This is a genomic window from Kineosphaera limosa NBRC 100340 (assembly GCF_000298215.1).
GTDB classification, from domain to species: Bacteria; Actinomycetota; Actinomycetes; order Actinomycetales; family Dermatophilaceae; genus Kineosphaera; species Kineosphaera limosa.
The window spans coordinates 1-26,915 of record NZ_BAHD01000032.1 but is presented as its reverse complement, the minus strand read 5'-3'; the positions used below and the strand labels follow the sequence as shown (position 1 = coordinate 26,915).

Sequence of the window (26,915 nt, the reverse complement as noted above, 5' to 3'; positions counted from 1 at the left end):
TGCTCACTCCTTGTCGGCTTGCGGGGATGGCGACGATTTGGGGTAGGGCTCGCGAGAGTCAGCGGCGCGGTGCAGCCGCGGCAGGAGGGCGCTCCGAAGCTCGCCGCGCACGTCCTCCTGGGCCTGGCGTTGGCCGGCGGACAGGGAAACCCACGGGGCTGCGGGCGCTGGGGCCCGTTCGGTGAGTGGCACGCCGGCCGCGAGCGTGAGCCGGTTGCGCAGCCGTATCGGGCTCAACCGCTGCTGGCCGTGAACGTCGATCACGGAGTGCTCGTCCTCGGCCACCTCGAAGATCGCGATGTCTGCGGCGGCGCCCACCGTGAGCGTCCCGGCGGCGAGTCCGAGTGTCTGTGCGGGGGCGATGGTGGCGGCATGCAGCACTTCGGGGAAGCTCCATCCGAGGGCCATCACCTTCTCCATGACCGTCGGCATGTCGAAGGCAGGCCCGTGGCGGAGACGGCGTGCAGGTCGGTCGAGATGGTGGGCCGCAGTCCCGCCGCCAGCTCGCATTCGAGCACGTCGAAGTCGAAGGCGCCGGAACCGTGGCCGATGTCGAGTCGCACGCCGCGTTCGGCGGCTCGCAGCAACGCCGGGCTGACCTGACCGTTGTGCAGCAGATCGGTGGGGCTACCCGAAGCGCAGTGGGTCAGCACGTCGCCGGGGCGAAGGTGGGCAAGGATGTCGGTGACGTGCGGCGGGCCGTAGCCGATGTGCACCATGACCGGCCGGTCGAGACGCCGAGCGAGTTCGATGCCCCTGATCAACGGCTCGAGCCCATGGGGGCCCACGGTGCGTCGGTCGATACGCACCTTGACCCGGGAGACGAATCCGCCCGCGGCGGCCGCCAACCGCTGGGCCAGGTCGACGTCGAGGTTGGCCAGGTCGTGATGTTCCCCGGTTTCGCCGGGGATACCGATGCTCGACACGTTGATCAGCGCACTGATGGACAGCTCCGACGCCCTGGCCGCCTTACGCAGCCCCGCGAGCCCGAACGCTCCGACGGATCCGGCGTCGACCCAGGTCGTGACACCAGTTCGCCAGGCGACCGTCTCAGGGTCGAGCCCCCAGTAGCCGGTGTCGGCGGACAGGTGCGTGTGGATGTCGACCAGGCCTGGGGTCACGACCAGGCCGGAGGCGTTAAGGGCCGCGCTGGCGCCGGGGTACTCCGCCGACTGATCCAGCGATGGTCCCAACGCGGCCACACGTCCGCTGTGGACGGCGAGGTCACCGACGAAGCCCAGCTCGCGCGAAGGGTCGACAATGCGCCCACCTTTGATGAGAAGGTCCCACATCGCAACTCCTTGTGTTGCATTTTTCGCAACATATGTTGCGGTTGCTGCTCACTAGGTCTAGCATCGACCGCGGAGACGCGTTAAGAGTGGGCAGCCGACGGCGGTACGCCCGAAGGGAGTTGACCGATGACGTCGCAATCTGTCGATGTTGCGTGCCTCGGCGAGACGATGCTGCTGCTGGTCCCCGACCCGCCGCGTCCGCCGGAGACGGCGGAGGTGTTCCGTCGGGAGATCGGTGGGGCTGAGTCGAATGTGGCCATCGGGCTGCGTCGGCTCGGGGCGTCGACGACGTGGCACAGCGCGCTGGGCGATGACGCATTCGGCGACTACGTGCTCGATCGGGTCGCCGGCCAGGGGGTGCGCTGCGTCGTGCGCCGAGACCCGGATCGTCCGACCGGGCTGTACGTCAAGGAGTTGCGGCCCGAGGGCACCTCGGTGCGCTACTACCGCTCAGGTTCGGCCGCCGCCAGCCTCGAGGAGCGTGACATCGCCGCCATCCTCGAGCAGCACCCGCGCTGGATACACACCACCGGCATCACCCCCGCGCTCTCGCAGCAGAACGCGTCGGTGGTCGAGCTGCTCTGGCGCTCGGCGCCCGAGGGCACGCGGCTGAGCCTCGACATCAACTTCCGAGCGGCTCTGCACCATCGGGGCTCCCCCGAGATGCTGCTCGACCTCGCCAATCGCGCCGACGTCGTGTTCTGCGGGGAGGATGAGGCGGCCGCACTGTGGGGGCATCGAGGCCCCGAGGAGGTGCGCGCTGCGATCCACGGGCCGACCACGCTGGTGGTCAAGCAGGGCGCCCGCGGCGCTCTCGCCTTTGGAATCGACGGTCGCAGCTGTCATCCCGCGCCGACGGTGGAGGTCGTGGAGCCCGTGGGGGCCGGGGACGCCTTCGCCGCGGGGTTCTTGTCGCGACACATCGAGGGGGGCAGCGACGCCGAGTGCCTCGCGCTCAGCACCGCGTGTGCCGGAGCTGCACTGGGGGTCCGCGGAGACCTACCCGACAGGGCTTCCGGCGTCGAGTTGGTAAGCCCGAGGAGAGACTGAGGGCATGGCGACGAGCTTGGAGAAGGCGCTGCAGATCATCACTCTGGTGGCGCAGCGGCCCATGTCGGCGAGCGAGATCTCGCGAGAGCTGGACACCCATCGCAGCACGATCTCTCGGTTGGTTCGAACGCTCGAGGAGCACCGGTTCGTGCGCCGCGATCGGGATGGCACGGTGCGGCTCGGCTCGTTTCTGACAACGCTGCCCTCACACGACCTGCGGCGGCAGGAGCTGATCGACGCGGCCAGGCCCCACCTGGAGGCGCTGGGTGAGCGCTTCGGTCACACCGTTCACCTCGCGGGACTGGAGGGCAACGACATCGTCTATTGGGACAAGGTCGAATCGCGACAGGTGCTGCGGATGTACTCCACCATCGGTGCCCGGGCACCGGCGCACGCCACGGGTGTCGGCAAGGCGATCCTGGCGCTGCTGCCACCGGCGCGGCGGGCGCGCGTCCTCGAGACTGGCGAGCTCACGCGCCACACCGAGCACACTATCGTTGACCGAGAACAACTGGAGGAGCACCTCGCGGAGATCGCGCACCGGGGATGGGCGGTGGACGCGCTGGAGCACGAGCCCTTCATTCACTGCGTCGCCGCCCCGATCTGCGGGGCGAACGGTGTCGTCGGAGCCGTGTCGGTGACGGCGCCTCAGGTGCTGGTGCCGCGCGAGGAGTTGCTGGCGATGGTCCCTGACCTGGTCGGCATCGCAGCCCAGATAACGACCGATATCGGAGGCAATGCCCCATGACAGACGTCGACTTCTTCGGCGCGCGCCTGGCCGAACTACCGGTGATCGCGATCTTCCGCGGCTTGTCACCGAAGGAGGCTGTGGCGCAGGCCTGCGAGGCCTGGGATCACGGCGTGGCACTGGTCGAGGTGACGTTGCAGGACGACTCCGGCTACGCCGCGCTCGAGGCCGTGGCCAACGCGGCGAGCGATCCCCTCTCCGTCGGCGCCGGCACGATCACCACCCCCGAGCAGTTGCGCCGAGCCATGGACCACGGTGCCCGTTTCGGCATCGCTCCGGGCCTCGACGCCGACACCGTCGCCGCGGCGCTGGACCCCGACGACGGCATCCCCTTCCTACCGGGGGTCGCCACCGCCTCGGAGGTACAGGCAGCGCAGCGTCTGGGGGGTGGAGGTAACCAAGGCGTTCCCCGCGTCCCTGCTGACCCCCGGGTGGATCACCGCCATGTCCGCCCCCTTCCCCCGGATGAGCTTCATTGCCACTGGCGGGATCACCCACGAGAACGCTGGCGCCTTCCTCTCCGCTGGGGCTTTCGGAGTCGCCGTGGGCGTCAAGCCCGGGGACGAACGCCTAGCGAAAGTTTGCGTCGCCGTCCGATCAGCACAAGACAACACCACATGCTGGGGAGCGGTTTCGATGCGCGAGCATAGCGCTATGGCTGCTACTTTCCGACGACGGCCCACGCGCTTGCGCGCATTGAGATCGGCTTCGCGTGCCCCAGTCGAACACGCACGCCCCCTGGGGAGACCCCTGCTCAACCGATTCCATATCCGGCCGATAGGCAAAAGTGCGCAACTCGTCCAGGCCGCGAAGGCCATCCGCGACCCTCGGGCAGCAATCCTGCAGCTTCTTGCGCCAGTACGGGGCGCCCTTAGCGCCAAGGTCACATCCCATGTTCTCCATAGCCACCCTGACACGAGCAGCATTTTGCGAGTCTCCTGAAGAATCAAAGAATTCAGCCATACCGGCAAGCATTTCGCAGCCATCGTCAACATTAGGCACTGAGCTCTCCATGTACTTTAGTATCCCTTCCATGTCGACCTTGCAAGCCGTCCGAACCGATTTGCGCCAATACAATGACGCGGGCCATGAGGAGTTGTCGCACCCAAGCGGGCATGCACGTCTGACCTCAGGAAGCAAGCAACCATGAACATAGATGGTTGCGAACCTTCAGCCCACTCTGCCCAACCTTATCTATAGACTGGTTCATCGAATACTCTAAATTTGGTAAATCCGGCCATGTGTGCCTGCGCGACGGCAGCACCCCAGCTCAGCGCAGGCTGCTGGACTGCGAGGCGAACAGGTGCGTGAGCGTGCTGAAGCGCACAGTCGCCACCGGGTGTCGATGCGCTCGCGATGCGTCGCTGCACGGCAAGCCGCCTCGGCAAGCGGCGGAAGAGTTGATCGCCGCCGCGAGCGGCCGGCCATCCCGACCGACCAAGCTCTGTCGCCTGCCATGAGCAGGGGCCAGGTTGGTCGGTTCTTCCCTCAGCTGCATCGGGCCTAGCCTGGATCTTTGGCGGCGGTCGTTGGTGACTGTTGAGGCGTCGTGGCCGCTCGTGCGGGTGTAAATTGGGGCACGAGGATGTGACAAGTTGGCGGGTGTCGCTCCGCTGGGCGTCGAGTTCCACGCTCGACGGGTGTTGCTGGAGTTGTCGGGGCGCTCCGATCTTGCGCTAGCCGGGGGCGGCGGGCACGGCGGCCAGCCGTTGATGGGCGTCGGTAATCAGGTCGGCCCAGGGGGCATTGTCCTTGATCCGCAGGTGGACGCGTCGGCAGGTGCGGGCCAGAGTCGCGCCAGCGAGGCCATGGACGCTTGAACCGAATGCGCCTCCTGGGCTGCCCCTGGACGCATCATTATCTGCCCGCTTAGTGCCGGAATCGGCCAGTAGGCGCGCCAATGAAGGCCGGGGGCTACACAACCTGGCATTTCGATGTCACGCCTCGCTCAAGCATGCCGGTGGCGTCGATAAAGAACACGCCGCAAGGCTAGCATGCCGCGAGATTCGACTCGGAGCCGTCATCCCTTCGCCCGAAACGCCGGCGGTTGCGGATTCAAGTCCAGCCGCCTCCACACTACGGGGCTGTGGCTCAGTTGGTGATGTCCCACGATACAGTAGGATTACCAGTCCTAACCTCTGGGAGGGCCATCAGCCCAGTTCAATACAAAGAGCTGGATTTCCCGCATGTAAATGCGGGGGTGGCAACATATCGCGCATCCTGGTCGGCACTCGGCACGTATGTCACTTTCAAAGTGAGCACACCCTGAGTAAGGAAGGGCACATCGAACCACCGCTCTCGACCAAGGAGAAATCCCCTTGGGTTGCGCTCTGTCCGTTTCGGCATCAACCCTGCCTGGGTAGCAACGAACGCAGAGACGGCCTCGAATGGCTCGCCGCCGAAAGCGCTCCCGACGGAGGAATCGATGACCCCCCAGCTCGTGCATGCCGCAAGATTCTGCGTCATGTAGTATCCAACAGGATCTGTAACCGTCAAAGAGGAAACATTCGCTGGTGAAATGCTACACCACATCCGGAGATCTCCGGGAGGGATGTCAAGAATCAGCAATTGACCACTTTGAATGGCCACCTGATTATACACTTGAGGCTTGTCAACGTATTGCCAGGCCAAGACCCAGGGGTCCCCTGGCTCATCTGGCTTCACCCTTAGCCCTTCCGGCGAAACTTGTATCGCTTGTGTAGATATGTGCAATCCTCCCGCTGCGCAACCGACTTGCAAGGTACCTTCGAGTGCCGGCTTGGGTATATTCGCCCTAGAATACGACATGCCAAGGCCATCAAAGTCGATAATTCGGGCACTGCAACTTGAATCGTAAATTGCCCGATACAGCTCGCCTTCTTGCGTCACCTTGAACCGGTGAAAATCGACCGAATCCATGAAACCATCTTCACTTGATCTTGGCGTGACAACATTCCACATCTGCTCGTCTGACTTAAGGTAGCCGACCGGCGTGCGGTAAATCTCTCTTAACGGCTTATCTAGCAGAGTGGACACGGACTCGAGGGCGGCGCGTGGGGAGTTGCCATGCCGGGCCGCCAGGGGCGGCAGTGTATGGCTTGATGCTGGGTCGCAAGTGAGTTCGTCGCGATCGCCGAGCCAATATCCACCAGGGTCCGCAACTTGAAACTCTCGAGAATCCCCCAGGTTGCTGCCGATTCCGCATGAAACGCTAACCTTGCCAGGCTGAAGAGAAACCAAATGGGAACTGTCGCCAGCAGACAGTTGCACTGTTTCCTCAGCGAAATGAAGAACCGAACTAAAATGAAGTGCCGAATCAGCCGCATCCGTCCCGGCATTGATCCTAACACCCCCAGATTGGGCTAGAACTTCAGTTGTGCCGAGACTGATCGAGCTGTCACTTCCGCAACGGACTTCCAAAATTTCAGCCGTCGTGTCAGGCCTAGAAGAAGGGAGATCTGATTCCGTCGAGGGTATTTGAGAGCTGTCACTTGCGGCAGGGCTGCGGACTTGTATCTGGGTGAAATAGACGGCAATCGAGGCTGCCACTGAAGTGGCTGCCAGCAAGAAGAGTAGCACGCACTTGAGCAGATCTCGCCACCTTGACATGTACGTTTGCCCTTCCGTACTGGAGACATTCTAATGAATACGTGCACGTGATCCCGCACCGCCTAGTTGACCTAACCTTCCTTAAGAACCCACCCAGCCACCCAGATCCGATCCCGCCCAACGCCATTTGCAGCGACGCGACGATGATATTCGAAAAACGCCATCACCGCCGCCGTAATCTAGAAATTCATTGCGCCCATCAATGCGGTAATGAACTCGGAGCTTCCATTCGCAATAGTACTTCTCGGTACTAGGCTGTATAGTCAGGTCGAGAGTGTCAGCCGGGCCGATCGATATTGGGAACTTGCGAAGGGAGATCGCATGGGCATCTTCCCGGTCTTCCGAGACATCATGCGCCCCACCCTGGGCCACAGAGTTAGGCTCGCGAGTAGGCAGAAAGACAGGGATATCCGCATCCAGGTCAATCGAGACAATCTTCACCAAGTAGTCCCCACCGCTGGTTCGGGCGACAAGTGCGCCAGTAACCGGATCTGCACGCCTCATTATAACTGGCTCTAAGCCTGTTATTACGAGAGTTTGAAGTGGGGATGATATATCTAGCCTGATGACCGCATGCTCGTCACTCGCAGGCACCGCCCCGGCCTCGTTGCACCAGAATTCGACTTCTGACCATCTGGAGAGGTCACTTGCCGTAAATGGCGGCTCTACGTCAGGCGTTACATCTTTCCCGATGGGCAAGATGTAACCATCGAAGGAGCTGAAAGTGCTGCTTTGGGCCGCCGGGAAATGCGGCGCACCACGTCTTTCTGCTACGACTGGGCCACTGGAAGAAAGGACACGATTCAAGATGCGGGAGTAGGCGTCCGGGGCGATGAGCGCATAGCCACCTGCTACGGCGCACCCTGCAAGAAGGCTGAGTGTCTCACGACGCGTTGGGCGCCGACGCCGCTTGCCTCGATATCGAGTCACATCCCTACCCTGGCATATGAGCCCCCAGTTTGGTTGAGTTAGTTGCACATTCGTCCAGCGACCGCTGCTCGGGCCTCAGGCTGGGCCGTGGACACCGGGTGTTGGCGCCCGTGCCGAGGACGAGCGAGGCCACGTCGAGGGGTGCGACAGCTCGGGCGCTTCCCCGCCTTCTCGCGTGCGCCAGCGGTGGCCGACTCGGATCTGAGGCTCTGGCCACCCTCCCGAAAACTTGGTGGTGGCGAGGCGCGCACCTCGCTGCCGTGACCGGTCAGCCTGATGGGCGAGGCGACTTCGCGATTACATCGCTGCAGATCAAGGATGTCGACGATCGCGCACGGGTGTGGGCGACCAAGAACGATGAGGCTACAGTGCGCCTCCTCAAGATCGGTGCCCTCGCAAGAGTGCCCAGCACTCGTGGTCACCGAATCTGGCAAACGCGGCGCAGGTCGGAGATGAGCGGGGGTGGTCGTCAACAACGACCAGTACGTCGGCGGACCACATCGCTCCTGGTCCGAGATCGAACGCCGGTTCACGCTCGAAACGGCCAGCGAGCGCCTCGGATTGTCGACCCGGTACGCACACGACGAATCCGGCACCTACGAGGAGGCCCGTCTGCTCGGCAGCGACGACGCCCTCCCTATCCAGACACGGCCGCGGTTGTCGACCATAAGGCTGCGATTCGCGGAGGGGATCAGGGAGGCAGTCCGCCTGCTGACCGCCGCACCGGGCCCGACCGTCCCCGAGGAACGCGTGCTCCTGCCTGCAACCCTGTGCTTGCGGGAGACCTGATACGCCCGCGAGGCGAGGTGCCTCGGGGGCGCCCCACCACCGGGTGCTCCGGAAGCTACCGCGGCGAACTCGACACCCTCAAGCGAGATCTTTCCTGATGGCCTGTAGCCGAAGTCTCCAGAAGCAAGGATCGGGCCGTTGAAGCCGTCGGCGGATGGACAGGATGTGCCGCCCAAGGACCAAGCCCTTCAGCGTCTTGCTCGCGTTGGGGTCGTCCAGCGAGAAGACCCGCGTGCGGCTCTCAACGATGCAGGTCCGCTCTTGAGGGACTTGCCAAATGCGAGGATTCTGGGTCAGGACACCCCAACCGCGCTGCCCGGCCTCGGCCAGGAAGGTGATGTCAGCCAACGTCTGGGCTACTTCGTCGCCGTAGTGATCACGCAGGGGTATGCCGTGCAGGCCGTCCATCTTGCAGATCTCGTAGGCGACCTCTGGCGCGAGGCACCTATCGACCAAAAGGATGTGGTCGCCTTTACGCGGCCGTGGCCGCCCACTCCCGGTGTTCATCGATTGCGGCCACCTCCTGCAGGGTGAGCCCGTACTGCTGCATGACCTCGTCCACGGAGTCGCCGCCCGCGAGACTCCCAAGAACGGCGAAGACCGGGACTCGGTTCCGGACGAACGTCATCCGCCCGGCGTTGAAGCGGGGGTCGATCGCAACGCCCGGGATGCGGACCTCAAACGCGACTGGGTAGTCGTCGTCTTCGAAGATCAGCGGCCTCAGGTGATCCTCAAGGACCTCGACGAAGGCGTGCTGGCTGCTCTTCACCCGGTAGAGCTCGCTGGGATTCTCCCGGACGTAGGCGTAGGCCCCGTCCGTGACGAGGCACCTATTAGCCAGGGAGAAGGGTGCGTCGAACCGCTTGCGGATCCACAGCGCTGCCGCGTCGACCTCGGAGGGGGCGAGCATCTCCCGAAGCGTGCGCAGAGTGTTGGCCTCGGCGAGGCCAACGAGGGGGACAGACGGCCAGCCGCGATGATCCTGCGGGTTGCGGGTGAACATCTGGCGTCGGGAGGACCGCTGCCCGGCCCAGGCCTTGACGGTGTCCAGGGGCATGCCGACCAGATCCGCGACGTCTTGCACCGTACAGATCGGCGTCACGAACCTAGGCTCTTCGTAGTCGACGTTCATGGCTGGCAGCCTCCTCTTGCTGATCATGCCACCTGACACTGGCAGAGGCACGCGCACGCTCTCGTCCGTGTCCCAACCCATACCCAAGGACTTGAATGGCGTCGCTCGAGCTTCTGCAGCGGCTCAGTGGCAGGGAGTGATCGATGGCTGCCAGATCGGACGTAAGGCGACCGACGCCTTGGTCGATCCTTGGGGTGAACTGCGTCAGATGTTCCTCGTCGTACTTCCAGAAGCTGATCGGGTCGATCCAACGCCGCGCCAACTCCACGGCGGACGGGGTGGGCCGGGCCAGTACGGCCCTGCTGCTCTGGTCCATCGCTCCCAGAAAGTGCTCACAGCGCCCGTTGGCACCTAGGGCGCCACGGGCCGATTTGCCGTCGACGGCGATGACCCGCCGCCCCCTGTCTCACGCCCGCACCGTGTTCCGCGCGACCCCCACATGCCGCGCGATCGCCTTGATCGGCATCCCTTCAGCCGATGCAACCGGCGAATCTCTGCCCAATCCTCCACTGTGATCACCCTCCAAGGGTCAAGGCAGGGGGTCAAAATTCGAACGACGCTACGGGGTCAGTATTCGTGTGTCGGCGACACAACCAATCCGCCGCCCCGTGAAAGCGCGAGGTTAGCGCCCCGTGAAAGCGCGAGGTTAGCCGGGGCGGCGGGCACGGCGCCCGGGAGTTGGTAGGCGTCGGCGATCAGGTTGGCCCAGGGGGCCGTTCTGTGCGGGCCAGGGGGCGCGGGGGTGCTGAACAGTCGCAGCAGCGTGGCCTGGGCCCGGCGCGCTGACCGCCGCGTCAGACGCGTTTTGGTTCCCAGCAGGCAGCCTCGTGACAGGGCAGGGCACAGTAGGGGCGTGCCAGGCTTGCACGTCCGCGGCCAGTTGCGCGATCGAGATCCAGATCCGGTTCACCGCGTGACCTCCAACGGCAGGTTCGTCAGGTGTCTTGGCGATCGACGATCCGGTGTTCGCAGCGGGCCCGGCGCCGGTGCCGCAGTTCCAGGTGCGGCGGTTGGCGCTCGTGGCGAACGCGGTCAGCCGGTAATCCTGCACATCATCGAACCGCTGTTCGACCCCAAGGGGGCGTTGGCGGCGCCCGAGCACCCGCATCCCGGCCGCGTAGCCGCCCAGGTCCAGCAGTGCGCCGATGTCGACGACATCGGCGCACTCACGCTGGTCCACGTCCTCGTCGACCCCAGGGTCCACGCCCTCGCAGGGAGTGTGGCGTACAAGGCGGGTATGGCGTCGGGCAAGACGAATCCGACCGATTACTGCAGGCCACGGGCGTGGAGCCAGTCCAGTCACGCGTGCGGGCCACCGGCGGAATCGGCGCGGATCAACACCTTCCTCCCCGAAAGCGCCGTCCCGGATCCCTGGAGCCGACTTGAGGGCCTGGCGAGTCACGGTGATGTGATCGGCCGCCCCTCGCGCCCGCCGGCTACTGCGAAGGTGCGCGACGCAATCCTTGGAGGAGCGCCAGGCCGAAGTAGCCACATACGGCCGGGGCGAGCAGCTGCTGCTGCTTCGACGCTATGATACCGGCACTTGGCCGGAAGCAGGTTCACTGAAGGCGACCAAGATCTCTTCGCTGACTAGGGCAGTCAGGCGCCTCGCCTGACTGTGATCGAGGTCCTCATGAGACAGGGTTCGCATTGCGAGGCCCTCCGTCAGCGCCGTGAAGGCAGCGGCCAGATCAATCGTGGACAGACCATGTCGCATAACCCGGCCGCGCGAGGCAAGTTCCTTCTCATATAGAGGAATCATAACTCTGTCGAACTCGTCGTAGACTCTCCCAAGCACCGCTCGGATGTCTTGACGCGCACTGCTTGAGTGCATCGCTAGCCAGATCCGCGTCCACGGGGCATCGCCTGTAACCATACCCTCGAGATCGCGCTCGGCAGCCTGGCGACGGACCTCCCTTGGCGCCTGACCTGCCGCGAGGCTGACCTCCATCTCATCGACCAACGCCTGCGCGTCTGTGACGGAGGGGCCAAGGTAGCTGGCTATCGCCAAGTCAAGAAACTCATCCTTGGTGCCGTAGTGCTTGGTGATGAAGCTGACCGTGATGGCAGGCTGCCCGAGCGTCCGCAGCCGCTCATTGGCTTCGTCAACGATGTCACTGACACGGACATCTAGCCATGGCAGACCTGCCGCCCGCTCGTCCGCAACCTGGCGCTTGGCATGTCGCCACACCACGTCAGCGAGCACTTGCTGGACTAGCTCTGGATCGCGCCCTGACACCCGGCTCATACCACTGCCCACCTTTGATTGATTTATGTAAGCACCCTTGCTTACTATGCTATCAGACGGTCCGCTACCGCGGCGGGTCGACGACAGGGAAGGGACATCATGGGTACACCACCAACGTCGATGGAGGATCTCCCCGAGCGCCCGCCGGACACGGCGCGCCAGCCTCTCGTAACAGAGAGGTTCGTCCTCCTTGCGATCGCAGCCCTCATCATCGGCGGGGTAATGGGCTGGCTGAGCTTCATGGCCATGAACAGCATCTACCTTGCCCTGATCACAGCTCTAGCTTCTGCCGGCACGACCTTGGCACAACTCGACCGCATCTTCTGAGAAGCATCCATCTCCGCACGCCAGATTCACTCCTGACCCAGTTCGGGACGTCTGGCACTCGCGACACCCGTAGCGAGTGCCAGCTTTTTTATGCCCATCCCTAGGAATATTACGGAGCGACAATCTCTGAAATGCCCTCCTAGCCAAGGGATTTCCGTGCTGAACGGGTCGCAGTGAAGCCGCCTCCGGCCCCGAAGGGCCTATTTTCCAGGCGCAGACAGAACGGTCGGCAATTACCGCCGCGCGGCCACCAGCTCCCTCTCAACACCGGCAGGCACCGCAGCCTCGCCACCCAGCACGACGATGGTGTCGGCACGAGTCCCCCGCAGGTACGTCTTCATCGCCCCAGAAACCTCCCGCGGCGGCGCAAGCAACAACGGAGCCCGCCGCAGCGCCGCCAAAGGCGCGCCGGCAAGCGCGTCACCCCACCCAGCAGCAGAGGTCACGACAACAGAGGTAGCCGGCTTGTACCAGTAGTTCGCCACAGCCACGGAGGTCGCCTCAGGCGAGCCACCAGCGACGACCTGCGTCAACCCGAGCGTCGTTACGGCAGCCGACCCGGCCTTGCCTATCCCCAGCCGAGTGCTCGTGGTCCGCGACTGCAAGAACGCCCGCGTCGAGGGCGTGAGCCGCCCACCGGCGGACAGCACCACAACCCCCCGCTCCCTCCCGGCGATCGCGCCGGCGATCAGCGCGTCGTGCGGGGTCATCCCGTCGGCGACGAACACCGGAACCGACGCCGTCCCCGCGGCCTTGCGCGCGACAGCCTCGGCGGTCGTGAACCGGTCGTTCCCGGAGACCCGCTCCACCTGCAGGCGCGCCCGCTCAAGCTCAGCGACAGCAGCAGCACTCACCGCCGAGGTCCCGCCGACGACCACGACCCGCTCGACCCGCTGCCGCCGCAGCGTGTCCAGCACCCGCTGGTCCACGGACCGGGGCGGCGTGATGAGCACCGGTGCCCGCAACGACACTGCAAGCGGCCCGGCGGCCAGTGCGTCAGGAAATTGGTCAGAGCGGGTAAGCACCACGGTGTCGGAGGTGAACAGGTCGCGGTTCTGCTCGTATACCGCGATGGCGGTGGCAACCCGGTCGGGCCCGAACACCCGCGTACTGACCGCCGCACCCTGCGCGGGCGGCGCGGCGACAACGGCGAGAGCGAACGCCGCCAGCGCGGCGGCAAGACGGAACCGGAGGCTCATGGCAAGGACCTTCCACGGTCGACGAGGAGGGGCCTGTCGCGCGCCCCATCGGCGCGAGAAGAGCCCACCTGAGCCCCGGGGCACGCGCAGCTCACAGCCCCAGAATCGTGAACCCGTCGATCCCCACGAGCTCGCGCCCCTTGGGCGCCAGGTTGACGACCTTCACGGTCTTGCCCGAAGCCCCCGGCAAGGTCCACACCGGCTGCGCCGGCCGCAGCCGCGGAGCGGAGAGGTCGATGGTGTCGACGCGGCGGCCGTCGACGAGGATCGCCACTTGGCCGCGGCCGGGGCCGGTGTTGGCGATGAGGCCGACGTCTTTGACCAGGTTCGGCACCTTGAAGGTGATGGTGGCTCCCCGCGTTCGGGTGGTGGTGTCCCGTCCGCTGACAGCGCCTTTGAGTGGGGCGCTGGCCCATCGGCCGGTGGCGCTGCGGCTCCAGTTGGTCCAGTAGTCGATGTAGGTGCCCACACGCACCCCTTGACCCTCACCGCGCGCGTTTTGCGGCGTCACGGTGATGTCGGTCCAGCCCTCGGGTACCCCGATCGCCACGGAGCGCCGATTGCCGATCACCTGGTCTCGCTGTCCGCTGACCTTGATGACGTTCCGAATGGTCACCGCCTCGAGTCCGGGCGCGACGGCCCACGAGACGGTGACGGGTGCCCGGCGCGCCACGACCGCGCCTCGCCGAAGCCCGTGGTCGAAGGTCCCTTCGTCGATGACCGGAGTCGCCATGGGCGCGGTGATGTCGACGATGGCGTGTTCGGCGTCGGCGGAGACGACGTGCACGCCGACGCCGATACCGGCGGCGAGCCACCGCTCCCCCGCTTGGAGGGCGCGGTCGGTTTCGGCGGGTGTCTCGGGGTGCATGTCAAGCACACCGAACGGCCCCTTGTCGCCGTAGCTGCCGGGGCTGTACCGGACAACGACGCCCTTGCCCGCTGCCCGCTTGGAGTAGAACCATCCGCCGCGTAGCGGAATCCGCTCCTTGTCGATGTCCCGGTCCCGCCCCACGGGCAGCCGGTATTCGACGGTGAACAGACCGTGTTTGGTCGCGATGCGCGCGGCCAGCAGGCCCCGCTGCCCCGCGACGGGCGACAGCGTCACTCGACCGCTGCCGGCGACGGTCCGGATAGCGGTGGGGTCGAGCAGCCCGACACGGCGCAGTGACTCGGGCGAAGGCACGGCCCCGAGCCAGGACATCCCCATGACATCCCAGGCGTCGTCATACTCCTGGTACTTGCAGGAGGTGCTCCAGGGCACCCCGCCAGCGCAGACGTGCAACCCGCTGTGCCCCAGGCCCAGGTTGTGCCCCAGCTCGTGGGCCTACACGCCGCCGTCGGCTGCCGCGTTGATCCACACGGTGGTGTTCCACACACTGGCGAACCCCGCGTAGCAGCCGTCCCGCCGGGGGTGGACGATCACCAGGTGCTCCTGGATTCCGGAGGTGTAGCGCTCGCCGAGTTGCTTTTCCACGGCCCGCTCCATCGACCCCGCGGCCTCGGAGCAGCCGCCGCCCGGGGCGGGGACGCGCAGGGCGTCGGCGTAGCTGATACTCGTGAAGCTGATGCGCCCTGGGATGACGTCTGCCCAGTACTGCGCGGCCGCGTTCACCGGCCCGCGAATCTCGTCGAGGCTGACGGCGGGACTGCCCTGCCACGCCACAGGCACAACGTGGATGGTGCATCGCAGGGCCGGAGCGGCGCCCAGCACGTCGGGACGGTCCAACGGACGGCTTGTCGCAGCCGGCCGGACGGAGACCATGTCGGCGCGCCCAGTCACCAGCGCCTCAGCGGTCGGAGTCGTCACGAAGGCCCCGATCGCCCCTCGCTGGGCGGTGTCGATCGCCGGCGCAGCCAAGGCCGGCTCGACATAGAGCACCGCTCCGGCGCTCAAGACACACGCGGTGAGCGCCACCGCGAACGGCGCGATCACGCGACAGACACGGCGCCTCGTCGGCTCAGATGGTGTGTTCGGCGCGCCGCCGATCGTCGTCCCTGACATGACTCTCTCCCGTTTCGCTCGCGGCGCGAGCCCGCTCAAGCGAGGAGAGGGGGTAGGTGAGCTGCGTCGTTACCTTCGCCATCGGCCGACAAGGGCTCAACCTGAACCGCGACGCGGCACCCACGCCGTCAGGCGTGGGTGCCGCTCTGGGGGTCACTGACGCAAGGGCTACTGGGGCATGCTCTCGATCTGGGTTACTTCACAGATGACGTCACCTTCGACGGCTCCGGTCGAGCGGCCGGTGCCGCTCCCGCTGGCGCCGGGGTCGACGGCATCGACCATGACGGCGGCGGAGGCGACAGGCTTCTTGTCGGAGTCGTAGGCGACGCCGGTGAGGATGTACATGCGTTTCTGCTCGGTGGTGTTCTTGATGTCGACGGCTATCTCGACACCGTTGGGCGTGACCTCACATTTGGTGACTTTGGCGTCACCCTGGTCGGCGTTGCCCGGGGTCTGGCCGGGAGTGTGGTCGGCAACCGCGGGTGCCGGCGACTCGCCAGCGGTGGCGTTGGGGGCAGGCGAGGCGCCGGTGGCGCTGTTGTCAGAGCTGCAGCCGGCGAGGGATAGCAGCGCCAGCGGAAGTGCCACACAGATGGTGCTGCGCTTCATCGAATTTCACTCTCCTGGAGGGCGGAGGTCTAGGGGATCGAGTTGAGGCGGGCGTGCCTGGCCGGCAACGCCCACGGCGGGCCGGAACCTGGTTAACAGGTTCCGGCCCGCCGCTCGGGTCAGACGGTCATGCCGTCACTCTCCGATGGGGTGTTGCGATCAGCGGGTGGCCGCGAGACGGTTCGCCTCGGTGATGACAGCGGTGGAGACCGCCTGGCCGAGGCCGAGACCCACGGCGTTGTCGATACGAGCCGCGTTGTCGACCAGGAAGGCCTTGGTCGGGTCGGGCAGTTCGTTCTGCAGGGTCATGACCAGAGCGTTGCGCTGGCGCGAGACCATGGGGCCGGCGACCAGGGCGTCGGGGAACCGCAGCCCGTTGGCCAGGTACGCCGTCATCTCACCGCTGTACAGCGTCGTGCCAGCCGCATCGGTGTAGACGCGGTTGCCGCGGAAGCCGAGGCCGGGAACGTCGCCCGCCTGCGTCGCCGTGTCGGCGCGCATCGCGAACTCGTTAACGACCTTAGCCGTAGCCCAGCGGTCGGCACCGGCCAGGCGGAGCGTCGAGGCGTTGTTGATGCCCTCGATGCCCGTCTTGACGGAGTCGCTCAGAGCGGAGTCACCTCCGATGAGCAGCGCGTGCTCAAGGTGCATGGCCCGGAACTGAGCCGCAGCCTCGGGCCGCAGGCCGTCCGGCGAGGTGAGGACGACCGGCAGCGCGTTGACTCGGGCCGTGGCGTTGGCGTCGTAGATGTACTGCGCCGACGTGGCCTGGGTCGCCGTCACCCGGAACGTGCCAGAGGGCGCGGCGCTGAACTGCACGTTGCCGGACAGGTAGGCGTTGCTCGCGACGACCGTCGACGTGCCGACGGTCGTGGGCTCGACGAGCCCCGTGCCGGCGTTGACAAGACCGACCTGGTCGCCACCAACCTCGAGGCTGGTGCCGCTCACCGTGTAAATGCCGACCGCGAACTTGTCCACGTCGCTGGGCGTGAGCAGGATCGGGAAGCCGCTCGCCGCCACGATGCTCTTGACGCTCTCACCAGCAGCAACGCTGCGCGTCAGCGCACCGGTGCGACCAGCCGAGAGCACGTTGGCCGTCAGCGCGTCAACGAACTGGTCGCCGCGAGCGACGAGACCGGTCGTCTTGAGCGGCTGGCCGTAGCCCGTCGCGATCTTGCCTACCGGGGCCGAGTTGGCCGTCTGCGCCGCCGCGTAGGTGTTGACGACCCAGTTGGTGGCGTAGCGGTTCGCGCCACCCAGCTGGACAACCTCAAGCTTGCCACCGCGAGGCTTGATCGCCTTGGCCGCGTCGTCCCACATGTAGGCGTCCTGGTTGCGCAGCTGGTCGGTCACGGAACGACCGACGGCAGCCTCGCCACCGACGACGTACACCTTACGGACACCGCGGTCACGAAGCGCCTCAACGGTCTCCTGCGGGAGCACGCGCGGCGTGGCCAGCAGGATCGGAGCACCCTCACGCTGGGAGAGGAAGCCTGCCGACAGCGCGTCGGGGGCGTTCAATCCGTTAACGACGATCGCGATGTCCGGGTTTCCGCCGAACAAGTGCGCGATCTTGCGAGCCGTGTCGAACCGGTTCGTGCCACCGATGGCGGCCGTGCCGGCAGACACCGTACCCACCTGGATGAGGCTGTCCAGCGGACCCTCGATGTCCACCTGGTTGATGGCACCCGCGACCGCCGAGACTACGATCGTGGCGCCGTCCAGCAGCACAGCCGAAGCGGTGAACGTTGTGCCGGCCAGCGGACCAGTTCCGACGAAGGTGCGACCACCATCGGTCGTGGACGCAACGATCGCGTTCGCCGTGTTGCGCAGGTCCGTGCCGTCCACCGTGAACGTGCCCGCTGCGGGGGTAGGCCCGGAGATCGTCACCGTCGGGTTTGCCATCGGCACGGTGGCAACCGTGGCACCAGTGTTGATGGTGACCTCGGCGGTGTCCACGAGAGGGGCAGGAACGGCCGGTCCGGTGGAGGAGTTCAGCGTGATTGTGCCGGAGTAGTCTCCAACTAGCGTCCAGACGGCGGCGTCGGTGGAGGTGGCCACCTGGTTGCCGCTGGCATCCTCGAGTACCCAGCCGTCGTCGACGTAGTTGTACGCCGTGTAGGTGCCGGTTGGCGGCAACAGCAGGGTCGTGGACGCGCCCGCCGCAGGATCAGGGGTGATTGTCGAGGCGCCCGGCAGTGCCGCAGTGTTGTCGGGCACCGCTGACACAGTCGTCACCGCAATGGTGGAAATGGCGTATGAGTCCCCCGCGATGGCCCCATCCGCATCGAGGACAACACTACCCGCGGTAGCGCCCGTGCGGTTGAAGGTGAGACCGTCGGTGCTCGTCGCATAGTTGGTTGTGCTGCCCGCCGCACGCATGGCCAGTGTACCGTCGTCGAGCCGCACGACACTGTAGGTCGCTGCATCCCAGGTACCCGCGACTGTTGAGCTAGTTGTGGGCGGGGTGCGAGTCAGGGCGGCGGATTGCGCCTGCGTGCCGCGGACCCGTACGGTCTCGCCGGCGACAACGTCTCGGGAGAACCCGACGGTGCCCGAGTACGGGGCAGCTAGGGTGAAGGCGGTCGGGTCTGCGACGAAGGCGCGCCCGACGACGTCGCCGTTCTTATCACGTAGCTCGAGGACACCACCCCCGGTGGCGACCGCGATGGTGTAGTCACCCGTGGTGAGCTGGCTGGCGCCGGTCTGGGTGCCGCTTGCCGAGGTCACCCCAGCGTTGCTTGCGGTGGCGCCGCTGCCGACGAAGGCAGGGCTGCCGGCCACAACCTGGGTGCCGTTGTTCATGACAGCCTGAGACTGCCCACCGTCGGCAAGCCACTGGTCGACCGAACCGCCTGAGAGCTGGAACGAGAGCCGGCCGGGAGCAGTGCCGTTGAGCATAAGGCCCGAGACGGTGATCGTCGAAACCCGGCTGACGTCGGTGTTGGCGAGGTTGAAGGTGAAGCCCGTGCGGTCACTGCCGGTGGTGACCCAGTTCCCGATGGAAACAGTCTCGGTGGTGCCGCCGTCGGAGATGGTGGCACGGAGTTCGCTGGTGTTGGTGTTGGCGATCGTTGCGCCCGTGATGGCCACCGTGTACGAGCCCTGGGTTAGCGACGCGCCGTGAGTCTCGGTGATCTTCAGGTCGCCGATCGACTGGGCACCCGCCTGCGCGGTGATGTTCGGGTTGCCCGCGTCGAAGCGCACCGGAGCAACGTAGCCAGGCACCGTGTAGACAAGGATCTGGCGCTGCGGCTGGCGGTCGCTCGCGTTGAGGAAGGCCTGGGCCTCAATGTTGCCGAACAGGTCGGGGGCTGCGATGAGCTTGTCCGTCTGGCCGTTGTAGGCGAACGGCACGATGCGCAGCTCGCCGGGGGTGACCTGGGCGCCGAGGTCGACCTTCAAGTTCTGGAGGCGGACGCCCCAGCGAGCGTTGGGGTCACCGGTGGACGGGTCCGAGGTGACGCGCAGCCGAATCGTGTCACGGTAGGAGCTGCCGGTGCTAGCAACGCGGGACACCTCGAACGCGGGCGTGACACCCGGGCGCTGAGCGGCCAGGCCGGTCGCGCCCGTGGCAGCCTGCCACGGGTTACCGGTGCCGGTCTCGGTCTCGTTCTTGTGCGTCGTCGCGATCGGTGCCACGTCGGCGTTGGCGCGACCGGTGGTGCCGACGATCGAGTCGCCGGCGATGGGGTCGCTGACGGCGACGTCAGGGTCGGCGGAGAACTCCATCTTGGTGGACGGGCCCGCGTTGCCGCGGCCGTTGTTCGTCTGGGTGGCGCTGCGGTCGAAGACTCGCAGGTCGATGACGTCACCGCGCTGGAAGCTGTTCGGGAGAACCAGACGCAGGTCGTTGAGGTCCTGCGCGTCCTGTCCGGCCTGCACGAGCGTGGCGCCCTGCGTGCCAGCAGCCTTCTGGTCGGTGTCGACGATCCCGACAGCCGGGTCCGGCTGGCTGGTGATCGAGCCGCCCTGCGGCGGAACGTCCCAGGCCGCGAAGGCCGCGGGACCGAACGAAGTCATGACAAGGGCGGCGGACGCGATGACGGCGGTTCCGCGGCCGAGGGTGCGCAGCTTGGCTGCAGAGCTCACTGTGGCCTCCTGAAGGCGAAGTGCTGAGAAGTAACTCGGGGATTAGCGAGCGCCCCCTGGCCGATTCGTGACCCCCCCGGGTGCAACGACCTCACGGAAAAGTGCCCGCCTGAAAGAGGCTGACACAGTTCCCAGACTTTGCCAAGGCGATTGGCATGCAGCACAGGGGAAGCGAACTCGAATAGCGCCCCGATCACGCCTTCGAGGCAGGCTGCTGTCGGCAGTCGCTTAGCGTTCCTAAGTTGCCTGACTGTGGCACACATCACATACTCAAGGCGCCGCGAGCCGCCGTCAGCTGTGCGTGAAAGTGCCTCTGACCTGCGAGTTGAACGTCCGACTCACTATCGGGGCCGCGGCCTCGTCAAGCGACCACCCCTGCCCACACGAACAGGAAGCGCCCCCGAATAAGTCGGACGTTCAACTTAGAAAAAGCCTGAATGGACCCTCCTCGCAACCATTCAGAGCACCATCAGAAAGGCGCCATGAGTGTCGCGCTCGACGCAGCCTTGCAAAGAGGTTGCCACTATTTCTTGAACGGTCGTTCTGAAACTCCGGAATTTCGTGTGCGGCACCACGATCGCCGCTTGCAGGCGGGCACACCTGCGCTACCCACTCCCTTAGTCGAGCAACGCGCCCAGCTCCAGCCGCGAACGTCAATCCGCCTGCGCCCCGGTAGAATCGACGCCTGTGAGCCTGAAGCTGTCTGTCATCGGCGCCGGGTACCTCGGCGCGGTCCACGCGGCCTGCATGGCCGACCTGGGGCACGAGGTGGTCGCCATCGACACCGACGCGGCCAAGGTCGCCTCGCTGGCCGCCGGCCAACCCACCATGTACGAGCCCGGCCTCGCCGAGATGCTCGCCCGCGTGCTGCCCACCGGGCGCCTGACGTTCACCACCGACTACGCGCTGGCCGCCGACGCCGACATCCACTTCATCTGCGTCGGCACCCCCCAGCGCACCGGCGAGAACGCCGCCGACACCTCCTACGTGTTCGGCTCCGCTGACTCCCTCGCCCCGCACCTGACCAAACCGTGCCTCGTCGTCGGCAAGTCCACCGTGCCCGTCGGCACCGCCTTCCAACTGCGCCAACGCCTCCAGGCCGCCGCGCCCGCCGGCGCCGGGGTGCGCCTCGCGTGGAACCCCGAGTTTCTGCGCGAGGGCTTCGCCATCGAAGACACCCTCACCCCCAACCGGTTCGTCTACGGCGTCGACGGCGACACCTCCGACGCCGACGTCAAGCTACTCGACGAGTGCTACGCGACCCCGCTGGCCTCCGGAATCCCCCGCCTCGTCGTCGACTTCTCCACCGCCGAGCTCGTCAAGATCAGCGCCAACGCCTTTCTCGCCACCAAGATCTCGTTCATCAACGCGATGAGCGAGGTGTGCGAGGCCGCCGGTGGCGACGTCGTGCGCCTCGCCGAAGCCATCGGCCTCGACGACCGCATCGGCCCCAAGTTCCTCAAAGCCGGCGTCGGCTTCGGCGGCGGCTGCCTGCCCAAAGACATCCGCGCGTTCATGGCCCGCGCCGGTGAACTCGGCGCCGACCAGGCCCTGACGTTCCTGCGGGAGGTCGACTCCATCAACATGCGCCGCCGCGCCCGCATGGTCGACCTCGCCCGCCAACAGTGCGGCGGCACCCTACGCACCCGCCGCGTCGCCGTGCTCGGCGCCGCGTTCAAACCCGACAGCGACGACATCCGCGACTCCCCCGCCCTCGACGTCGCCCGCGCCATCCAAGCCGACTTCGCCACCGTCGTCGTCCACGACCCCAAAGCCATGGACAACGCCCGCCGCATCGCCCCCGAACTGCTCTACGCCGACACCCCCCAAGAAGCCGTCCGCGGCGCCCACGTCGTGCTCCACCTCACCGAATGGCCCGAATACCGCGCCCTCGACCCCGCCGAACTGCGCGGCCTCGTCGAACGCCCCATGATCGTCGACGGCCGTAACGCCCTCGACCCGGTGAAGTGGCAAGAGGCCGGGTGGGTCTACCGAGCCCTTGGGCGGCCGTTCATCTGAGGAGTGCGGCTCGCGGACCGCGCCTGCACAGGGGGCGCCTGTTGCCGCGTGCCTCGGACCGCTTATCCCAAGCCCAATCTTGCAAAGGCGACCCCCAAACCTCGCCCACCAGGCCCTGCCCAGCCGGACGGGGAGTCCCTCTGCGGCGGCGACCTCCAGCAGCGCGACAACAAGCGCAAGCATGAGGCCCGACATATCGAACGGCTGGGCACAGATCGCCGAACCAGCGAGCTGGCCGGTCGCCACCCCCAGCAGCTCGCGGACCAGGCGGTAGGAAACCCGGATTGCAGCACTTGGCTCATCGTCGGGAAACCAACAGAGCCGCGCACTGAGGCAGTCGGTGGCGACCTTGGTGGCCTCCGCCACTTCACCTGTGCCAGCGGGGTCCATGAGCGAGGTTTGTGGGTGCACCCCCCTTCAGTGTGTGGCGCCCGGACTTCGCCCAAAAGCGAGCCAAAGCAAGCTCCCAAGGCAGAACACGGGATAAGTGCTACAACGTGCTACGTTGGAGCATGCGCACCATCAGCCAGCGGGAGCTCCGCAACGACAACGCCGCTATCGTTCGCAGCGTCGAAGAGGGCGAGTCGTTCACCGTGACGCGCCGCGGGGTGCCCGTGGCTCGACTCGTGCCGATCAGTGACGACGCCCTGCACTGCGAGCGACCAGCGAAGACCCGGCCCGCCTACTCGAGCTGGCCTCGGCTTCGGCTCAACACGTCGACGAGCGAGATCCTGGACGACCTGCGAGGTGATCGGTGAGCCGCTGGTACCTCGACACATCCGCAGCGCTCAAGTTGTTGGTCGAAGAGGCCGAGTCCACCGCCCTCGCGCAGGCCATCGACGATGAGAGCCCGCGCCTCGCGGCCAGCTGGCTGCTCGAAACCGAACTTCGACGTGCCTCGAATCGGGACCCCGAACTCACGCAACACAAGGTCTCGGAGTTCCTCGACGGCATCAGCCTCTACGAGGTGCCCGCGTCTCTCTTTCGAGAGGCCGGGCTCCTGCCGGGGCCAAACCTGCGATCGCTCGACGCCCTCCATCTCGCGACCGCGGTTCGCCTCGGCGTCGACGCCCTGGTCGCCTACGACCTGCGACTGCAGTCCGCCGCGCGCGCCGTCGGAGTTCACGTCATCGCCCCTGCCTGAAACAGATCGCGCGAAGCGCTGCCCTGTGGTGAGCATTTGGTCGACATTCGCTGATGTGTTCGTCCACAGGCCTGCGCGCCAGCTGGGCGGGCGAAACGTTATCCACAAGCCCGACGCCAGCTCGAGCGAGCCGTCGGTGCCGTGCCCTAGCGTCCAGCCATCGGCTCCCTTGATACTCGAACCTATGGAAGGGAGGAGCCGCATGAGCATCGCACCGCCCGTCGCCCTGGCCCGCGTGACGCTGGCCGAGTGGGACGCCGACCACTCGCAGCGCGACGACGCCTACGAGCTCGTCGGCGGCATCCCCACCGTGGCCCCCAACGAAACCGTCGGCAACGTTAGAGCGACGACGCGCCTGACCGTCCTGCTCGATCGGGAACTGCGGCCGCACTGGCTGCCGCTACCCCACTTCGCGGTCCACCTCGGCGACCAGGGCGGGTGGCACACCATCCGGCAGCCCGATCTGGCGCTCGTCCGTGGCGACGTCGACCCGCGGGGGCACCGCGTCGAGGCCCGCGACGTCGCGCTCGTCGTCGAAGTCATCTCACCCGGATCCGTCGAAACCGACGCGCTGACCAAACGCGCCGAGTACGCTCGCGCCGGCATCCCCGCCTACCTGCTCGTCGACGTCCGCGGGCCCCGACCCACCGTCGTGCTCTTCGACCAGATCGTCGACGGCGCCTACGCCACCCCCGACACCGACGGGATCTCCGCCACCCTGCGCATCGGCGAGCACACCATCCCCCTGCTCGCCGCCGAACTCGTGTCGAGCTGAAAGCCATGACAGGCCCGCGAGGCGACACCCCCACTGCCGCCATGGAGGGGGCCACATGAGCACCTCATCGCGCCAGCCCGCGTCGCCAACGGCCTCGCAAACGGACCAACGTGCTCGCTGGGTCAGCGAGGCCGTGCACAACGTCGGCATGGATGGCTTCGGGGTGTCCGACGAGTGGCACGCCGACGCTGCTGAGCTCGTGAATGGCCGCATCGACGCCGCCGAACTCGTGCGTCGCACCCGCTCCCGGCTCGGCGTACCGGACTGACCGCGGAGTGCCCCGCAACTCAAGGGCCGGAGCAGTTCAAGCCGCCCGCTGCCGCCTCGGGGCGAACCTCCCGTATGTGCATCCACAAGCCCGTGCGCCTACCGGGCGGCAGAGGCGTTATCCACAAGTCCTCTAGCGCGTTGAGCGGTCTGTCGGTGCTGTGCCCTAGCGTTCAGCCATCGGCTCCCCTGATACTCGAACAATGGAAGGGAGGAGCCCCATGAGCATCGCAGCGCCGCCCGTCGCACTGGCCCACGTGACACTGGCCGAATGGGACGAGGACTACTCCCAGCGCGACGACGCGTACGAACTCGTCGAGGGCGTCCCCACCGTGGCCCCCAACGAGCACTTCGACAACGTCAAAGCCACCTCCCGCCTCATTGAGAAACTCGGTCCCATCATCCGGCCCGACTGGATCGCGCTGCCCCACTTCGCTGTCCATCTGGGCGATCGCGCCGGCAGTTCGACTGTGCGGCAGCCCGACCTGACCGTCGCTCGCGGCGCAGGCGCCGTCGCCCACCGCGCTGACCCCGCCGATGTCGCCCTCGTCGTCGAGGTCATCTCGCCCGGCTCCATCGAAACGGACTCCGTCACCAAACGTCACGAGTACGCGCGCGCCGGCATCCCCGCCTACTTGCTCGTCGACGTCCGCGGGCCCCGGCCCACCGTCGTTCTCTTCGACCGGATCGTCGACGGCGCCTACCTCACCCCCGACACCGACGGCACCGCCGCCACCCTGCGCATCGGGGAACACGTCATCCGGCTGCAGGCAAGCGAATTGGTCAACTGACGCGCGGGCCGGGTAGCCCCACCCGACAACCCGACTCGACCAGCCCGACTACCCATGTCCGTAGTTGACCAACCTAGTTGACCAACTTAGTCTGATGAAGTGAAGACCGTGAAGGTGGCCGAAGCCAAGGCTCGACTCTCCGCGATGCTGGCCGAAGTCGAGGCCGGAGGCGAGTTCGTGATCGCCCGCGGCGGAACACCGGTGGCGCGGCTCGTCCCCCTGGCCGCGCGGGGCGAGCGGGAGCTGGGATTCGTGCCGTTCCACGTGCCGGAGTCGTTGGACGACCCCCTGCCGGAGAGCGAACTCGCCGCCTGGGAGGGCGACGGCGAGTGAGCACGTACCTGCTCGACACTCACACCCTGCTCTTCGCCCTCGCCGAGCCCACGCGACTCGGCCCGGACGCCCACGCGGTGATCAAGGACGCCTCGACGGAGCTCGTCGTCAGCGCCGCCACCGCCTGGGAGATCGCAACCAAGCACCGGCTGGGCCGACTCGGCCAGGCAGCCGGGCTCATCGCCGCCTACGACCGCCACCTGCGGCGGCTCGGCGCGCGGGAGCTGCCGGTGACCTCCGACCACGCCCTGCTGGCCGGCGGCCTCGAATGGGACCATCGCGACCCCTTCGACCGCATGATCGCCGCCGTCGCGATGCTCGAAGGCTGCACCGTCGTGACCGCCGACCGCGCCCTGCGCACGCTGGACGGCATAGCCACCTGCTGGTGACTTCGCCCGACGGCTCGCCTGCCTGACGGGGCCTCAGCTGCGTCGGAGCAGGTGCGCGGCGAGGGCTGCTCCGCCCGCGACGCCCGCGACACCGAGGATCGGCAACGCGTCCTGCGTCGTGAACCCGCTCTCCGATGGGGCGGGCGTTGTCGCAGCCGCCGACGTCGGCTCGGCCGCTGCCGCCGCTAATGATGTCGCCGTCGTCGCTGCTGATGCGGGAGGGGAGGTGGCCGTGACCGGTGGCGTCGTCGCGGAGCCAGTGGCGGTCGCAGCGGCGGTCGACGTTGCCGTCGCAGTCGCCGCCGTCGCAGTAGCCGCCGCCGTTGGGGTTGCCGCATCGGTCGAGGCGCCGGTGGGTCTGGCCGGTGCCCCCGCCGCGAGCCGCCGCGCACCGGGCAGCAGCTGGGAACGCACCAGCGGGTACAGCGCATCGCCGGGGCAGTCGGTGCGCGACATGTCGCGGTGCGCGGCCACCGGGTCGGTCGTCACCGTCTTACCGCGCGGCCACCGGTTCGACCCCCGGGAGACGAAGCGCACCGTGCGGCCTTCCGAGAGGTCCACGCCGTCGCGCACCGTGAGCCACGCCAGCAGGCTCGTCATCGCCGCCATCGCCTCCCGCGTCGGCGGCGTCGCCCGGTGATCGCCGATGAAGCAGCACAGCTGCGCGAACCCCTGACTCCCTCCCGTCGCGTCCCCGCGCACCGGGCCGGCGAGGCTGCCCGCTCGACCCTCCCAGATGCGGCCGAACGGGTCGACGAGGAAGTTGTACGCCAGGTCGGGCCAGTCCTTTTCGCGCGTGTGGAAGTCGTACATGCCGCGCAGCCGACCCGGGATGCTCGCCGGGCGCTCCGTGTTCGGCGTCTGCGTGTGGTGCACCAGCAGAAAACGCACGTCCTCGCGCGTCGGGCGCTTCTTCGGAGGGCGGCCGGTCGCCCACTCGCTGCGCGGCCGGATCTGTGGGCGGGGCACCTGCGCCGTCGCCGGGCGCGGCGCGACCGCCAGCGTCGGCAGGGCCAACGCGGCACCAAGCACCACCCGCCGGTCCACGACAAGACCACTCACCCACTCCACTGCACGACCGTAACCCCGACGCGCCCCGCCTCCCGCCTCGATTCGTACGCAACGCGACCACCCCCCGAAGCGACGATCCGCCGCGGCGCGACCACGCCGCTCCCCAGCTGGCCGGTGAGC

General features: G+C 66.8%; 25 protein-coding genes and 1 pseudogene. 13 read left to right on the top strand and 13 right to left on the bottom strand.

Annotated features, from left to right (window positions below; translation table 11 throughout):
• Window positions 1–3: 3 nt before the first annotated feature.
• Window positions 4–420, bottom strand: a complete 417-nt coding sequence (locus KILIM_RS24625) for an amidohydrolase family protein (RefSeq protein ID WP_217997095.1) — start codon at window positions 418–420, stop codon at window positions 4–6.
• Window positions 408–1,292, bottom strand: coding sequence for an amidohydrolase family protein (locus tag KILIM_RS10605; RefSeq protein WP_006592674.1), 885 nt, complete (start codon window positions 1,290–1,292; stop codon window positions 408–410). The genes KILIM_RS24625 and KILIM_RS10605 overlap by 13 nt, the downstream gene beginning before the upstream one ends.
• Before the next feature lie 126 nt (window positions 1,293–1,418).
• Between KILIM_RS10605 and KILIM_RS10600 the strand changes: the two genes are divergently transcribed.
• Genes KILIM_RS10600 through KILIM_RS23290 form a run of 3 tightly spaced genes read left to right on the top strand, consistent with a single transcriptional unit; the run spans window position 1,419 to window position 3,740 of the window.
• Window positions 1,419–2,342, top strand: a complete 924-nt coding sequence (locus KILIM_RS10600; protein WP_006592673.1) for a sugar kinase — start codon at window positions 1,419–1,421, stop codon at window positions 2,340–2,342.
• A gap of 16 nt (window positions 2,343–2,358) precedes the next feature.
• Window positions 2,359–3,090: an IclR family transcriptional regulator gene (locus tag KILIM_RS10595; RefSeq protein WP_217997094.1), complete on the top strand. Its 732-nt coding sequence runs from the start codon at window positions 2,359–2,361 to the stop codon at window positions 3,088–3,090.
• The gene (locus tag KILIM_RS23290; RefSeq protein ID WP_006592671.1) at window positions 3,087–3,740 is read left to right on the top strand and encodes a bifunctional 4-hydroxy-2-oxoglutarate aldolase/2-dehydro-3-deoxy-phosphogluconate aldolase; all 654 of its coding nucleotides are present in this window, start codon (window positions 3,087–3,089) and stop codon (window positions 3,738–3,740) included. Before KILIM_RS10595 ends, KILIM_RS23290 begins: the two co-directional genes overlap by 4 nt.
• Before the next feature lie 1,510 nt (window positions 3,741–5,250).
• Here the strand turns inward: KILIM_RS23290 and KILIM_RS23985 are convergent.
• A complete protein-coding gene (locus tag KILIM_RS23985; protein ID WP_157551636.1) occupies window positions 5,251–6,648 on the bottom strand; it encodes a hypothetical protein in 1,398 nt (465 codons plus the stop codon).
• Between the two features lie 1,422 nt (window positions 6,649–8,070).
• Here KILIM_RS23985 and KILIM_RS10580 point away from each other — a divergent pair.
• Window positions 8,071–8,397: a hypothetical protein gene (locus tag KILIM_RS10580; RefSeq protein ID WP_006592667.1), complete on the top strand. Its 327-nt coding sequence runs from the start codon at window positions 8,071–8,073 to the stop codon at window positions 8,395–8,397.
• Between the two features lie 78 nt (window positions 8,398–8,475).
• Here KILIM_RS10580 and KILIM_RS10575 read toward each other — a convergent pair whose 3' ends face one another.
• From KILIM_RS10575 to KILIM_RS10565, 4 genes and pseudogenes are all read right to left on the bottom strand, one after another.
• Entirely contained in the window at window positions 8,476–8,904 is a 429-nt protein-coding gene (locus KILIM_RS10575; protein ID WP_006592666.1) for a PIN-like domain-containing protein, read from the bottom strand.
• The gene (locus KILIM_RS10570) at window positions 8,870–9,556 is read right to left on the bottom strand and encodes a DUF433 domain-containing protein (RefSeq protein WP_040562970.1); all 687 of its coding nucleotides are present in this window, start codon (window positions 9,554–9,556) and stop codon (window positions 8,870–8,872) included. Before KILIM_RS10570 ends, KILIM_RS10575 begins: the two co-directional genes overlap by 35 nt.
• Before the next feature lie 382 nt (window positions 9,557–9,938).
• Window positions 9,939–10,048, bottom strand: a pseudogene (locus KILIM_RS25445) (helix-turn-helix domain-containing protein); the annotation flags it as partial.
• A 1,009-nt stretch (window positions 10,049–11,057) separates the two neighbouring features.
• Window positions 11,058–11,777 carry a hypothetical protein gene (locus tag KILIM_RS10565; protein ID WP_006592663.1) on the bottom strand — a complete coding sequence of 240 codons (720 nt, stop codon included), beginning with the start codon at window positions 11,775–11,777 and terminating at the stop codon, window positions 11,058–11,060.
• Between the two features lie 99 nt (window positions 11,778–11,876).
• Between KILIM_RS10565 and KILIM_RS10560 the strand changes: the two genes are divergently transcribed.
• A complete protein-coding gene (locus KILIM_RS10560; RefSeq protein ID WP_006592662.1) occupies window positions 11,877–12,104 on the top strand; it encodes a hypothetical protein in 228 nt (75 codons plus the stop codon).
• Between the two features lie 233 nt (window positions 12,105–12,337).
• On the opposite strand, the gene KILIM_RS10555 is transcribed toward KILIM_RS10560, so the two are convergent.
• From KILIM_RS10555 to KILIM_RS10535, 5 genes are all read right to left on the bottom strand, one after another.
• Window positions 12,338–13,303 carry a cell wall-binding repeat-containing protein gene (locus KILIM_RS10555; protein ID WP_006592661.1) on the bottom strand — a complete coding sequence of 322 codons (966 nt, stop codon included), beginning with the start codon at window positions 13,301–13,303 and terminating at the stop codon, window positions 12,338–12,340.
• Window positions 13,304–13,394: 91 nt separating this feature from the next.
• Complete coding sequence (locus KILIM_RS10550; RefSeq protein ID WP_006592660.1) at window positions 13,395–14,564, bottom strand: hypothetical protein; 1,170 nt, start codon at window positions 14,562–14,564, stop codon at window positions 13,395–13,397.
• A 63-nt stretch (window positions 14,565–14,627) separates the two neighbouring features.
• Window positions 14,628–15,236, bottom strand: a complete 609-nt coding sequence (locus KILIM_RS10545) for a hypothetical protein (RefSeq protein ID WP_006592659.1) — start codon at window positions 15,234–15,236, stop codon at window positions 14,628–14,630.
• 237 nt (window positions 15,237–15,473) lie between these two features.
• Entirely contained in the window at window positions 15,474–15,914 is a 441-nt protein-coding gene (locus KILIM_RS10540; protein WP_006592658.1) for a hypothetical protein, read from the bottom strand.
• 159 nt (window positions 15,915–16,073) lie between these two features.
• Entirely contained in the window at window positions 16,074–20,006 is a 3,933-nt protein-coding gene (locus tag KILIM_RS10535; protein WP_006592657.1) for a cell wall-binding repeat-containing protein, read from the bottom strand.
• Between the two features lie 693 nt (window positions 20,007–20,699).
• Here KILIM_RS10535 and KILIM_RS10530 point away from each other — a divergent pair.
• The 8 genes from KILIM_RS10530 (at window position 20,700) to KILIM_RS10495 (ending at window position 25,724) form a co-directional block, all read left to right on the top strand.
• The gene (locus tag KILIM_RS10530; protein WP_040562993.1) at window positions 20,700–22,025 is read left to right on the top strand and encodes a UDP-glucose dehydrogenase family protein; all 1,326 of its coding nucleotides are present in this window, start codon (window positions 20,700–20,702) and stop codon (window positions 22,023–22,025) included.
• 512 nt (window positions 22,026–22,537) lie between these two features.
• Complete coding sequence (locus KILIM_RS23285; protein ID WP_040562966.1) at window positions 22,538–22,783, top strand: type II toxin-antitoxin system Phd/YefM family antitoxin; 246 nt, start codon at window positions 22,538–22,540, stop codon at window positions 22,781–22,783.
• Entirely contained in the window at window positions 22,780–23,169 is a 390-nt protein-coding gene (locus KILIM_RS10520) for a type II toxin-antitoxin system VapC family toxin (RefSeq protein WP_006592654.1), read from the top strand. Before KILIM_RS23285 ends, KILIM_RS10520 begins: the two co-directional genes overlap by 4 nt.
• A gap of 202 nt (window positions 23,170–23,371) precedes the next feature.
• A complete protein-coding gene (locus tag KILIM_RS22305) occupies window positions 23,372–23,944 on the top strand; it encodes a Uma2 family endonuclease (protein ID WP_006592653.1) in 573 nt (190 codons plus the stop codon).
• A gap of 55 nt (window positions 23,945–23,999) precedes the next feature.
• Window positions 24,000–24,212 carry an antitoxin VbhA family protein gene (locus tag KILIM_RS10510; protein WP_006592652.1) on the top strand — a complete coding sequence of 71 codons (213 nt, stop codon included), beginning with the start codon at window positions 24,000–24,002 and terminating at the stop codon, window positions 24,210–24,212.
• 220 nt (window positions 24,213–24,432) lie between these two features.
• Complete coding sequence (locus KILIM_RS22300) at window positions 24,433–25,002, top strand: Uma2 family endonuclease (protein ID WP_006592651.1); 570 nt, start codon at window positions 24,433–24,435, stop codon at window positions 25,000–25,002.
• Window positions 25,003–25,101: 99 nt separating this feature from the next.
• Entirely contained in the window at window positions 25,102–25,335 is a 234-nt protein-coding gene (locus tag KILIM_RS10500; protein WP_006592650.1) for a type II toxin-antitoxin system Phd/YefM family antitoxin, read from the top strand.
• Complete coding sequence (locus KILIM_RS10495) at window positions 25,332–25,724, top strand: type II toxin-antitoxin system VapC family toxin (RefSeq protein WP_006592649.1); 393 nt, start codon at window positions 25,332–25,334, stop codon at window positions 25,722–25,724. Before KILIM_RS10500 ends, KILIM_RS10495 begins: the two co-directional genes overlap by 4 nt.
• 33 nt (window positions 25,725–25,757) lie before the next feature.
• Here KILIM_RS10495 and KILIM_RS10490 read toward each other — a convergent pair whose 3' ends face one another.
• On the bottom strand, window positions 25,758–26,795 hold the full coding sequence (locus tag KILIM_RS10490; RefSeq protein ID WP_006592648.1) for an N-acetylmuramoyl-L-alanine amidase: 1,038 nt from the start codon (window positions 26,793–26,795) through the stop codon (window positions 25,758–25,760).
• Between the last annotated feature and the right edge of the window lie 120 nt (window positions 26,796–26,915).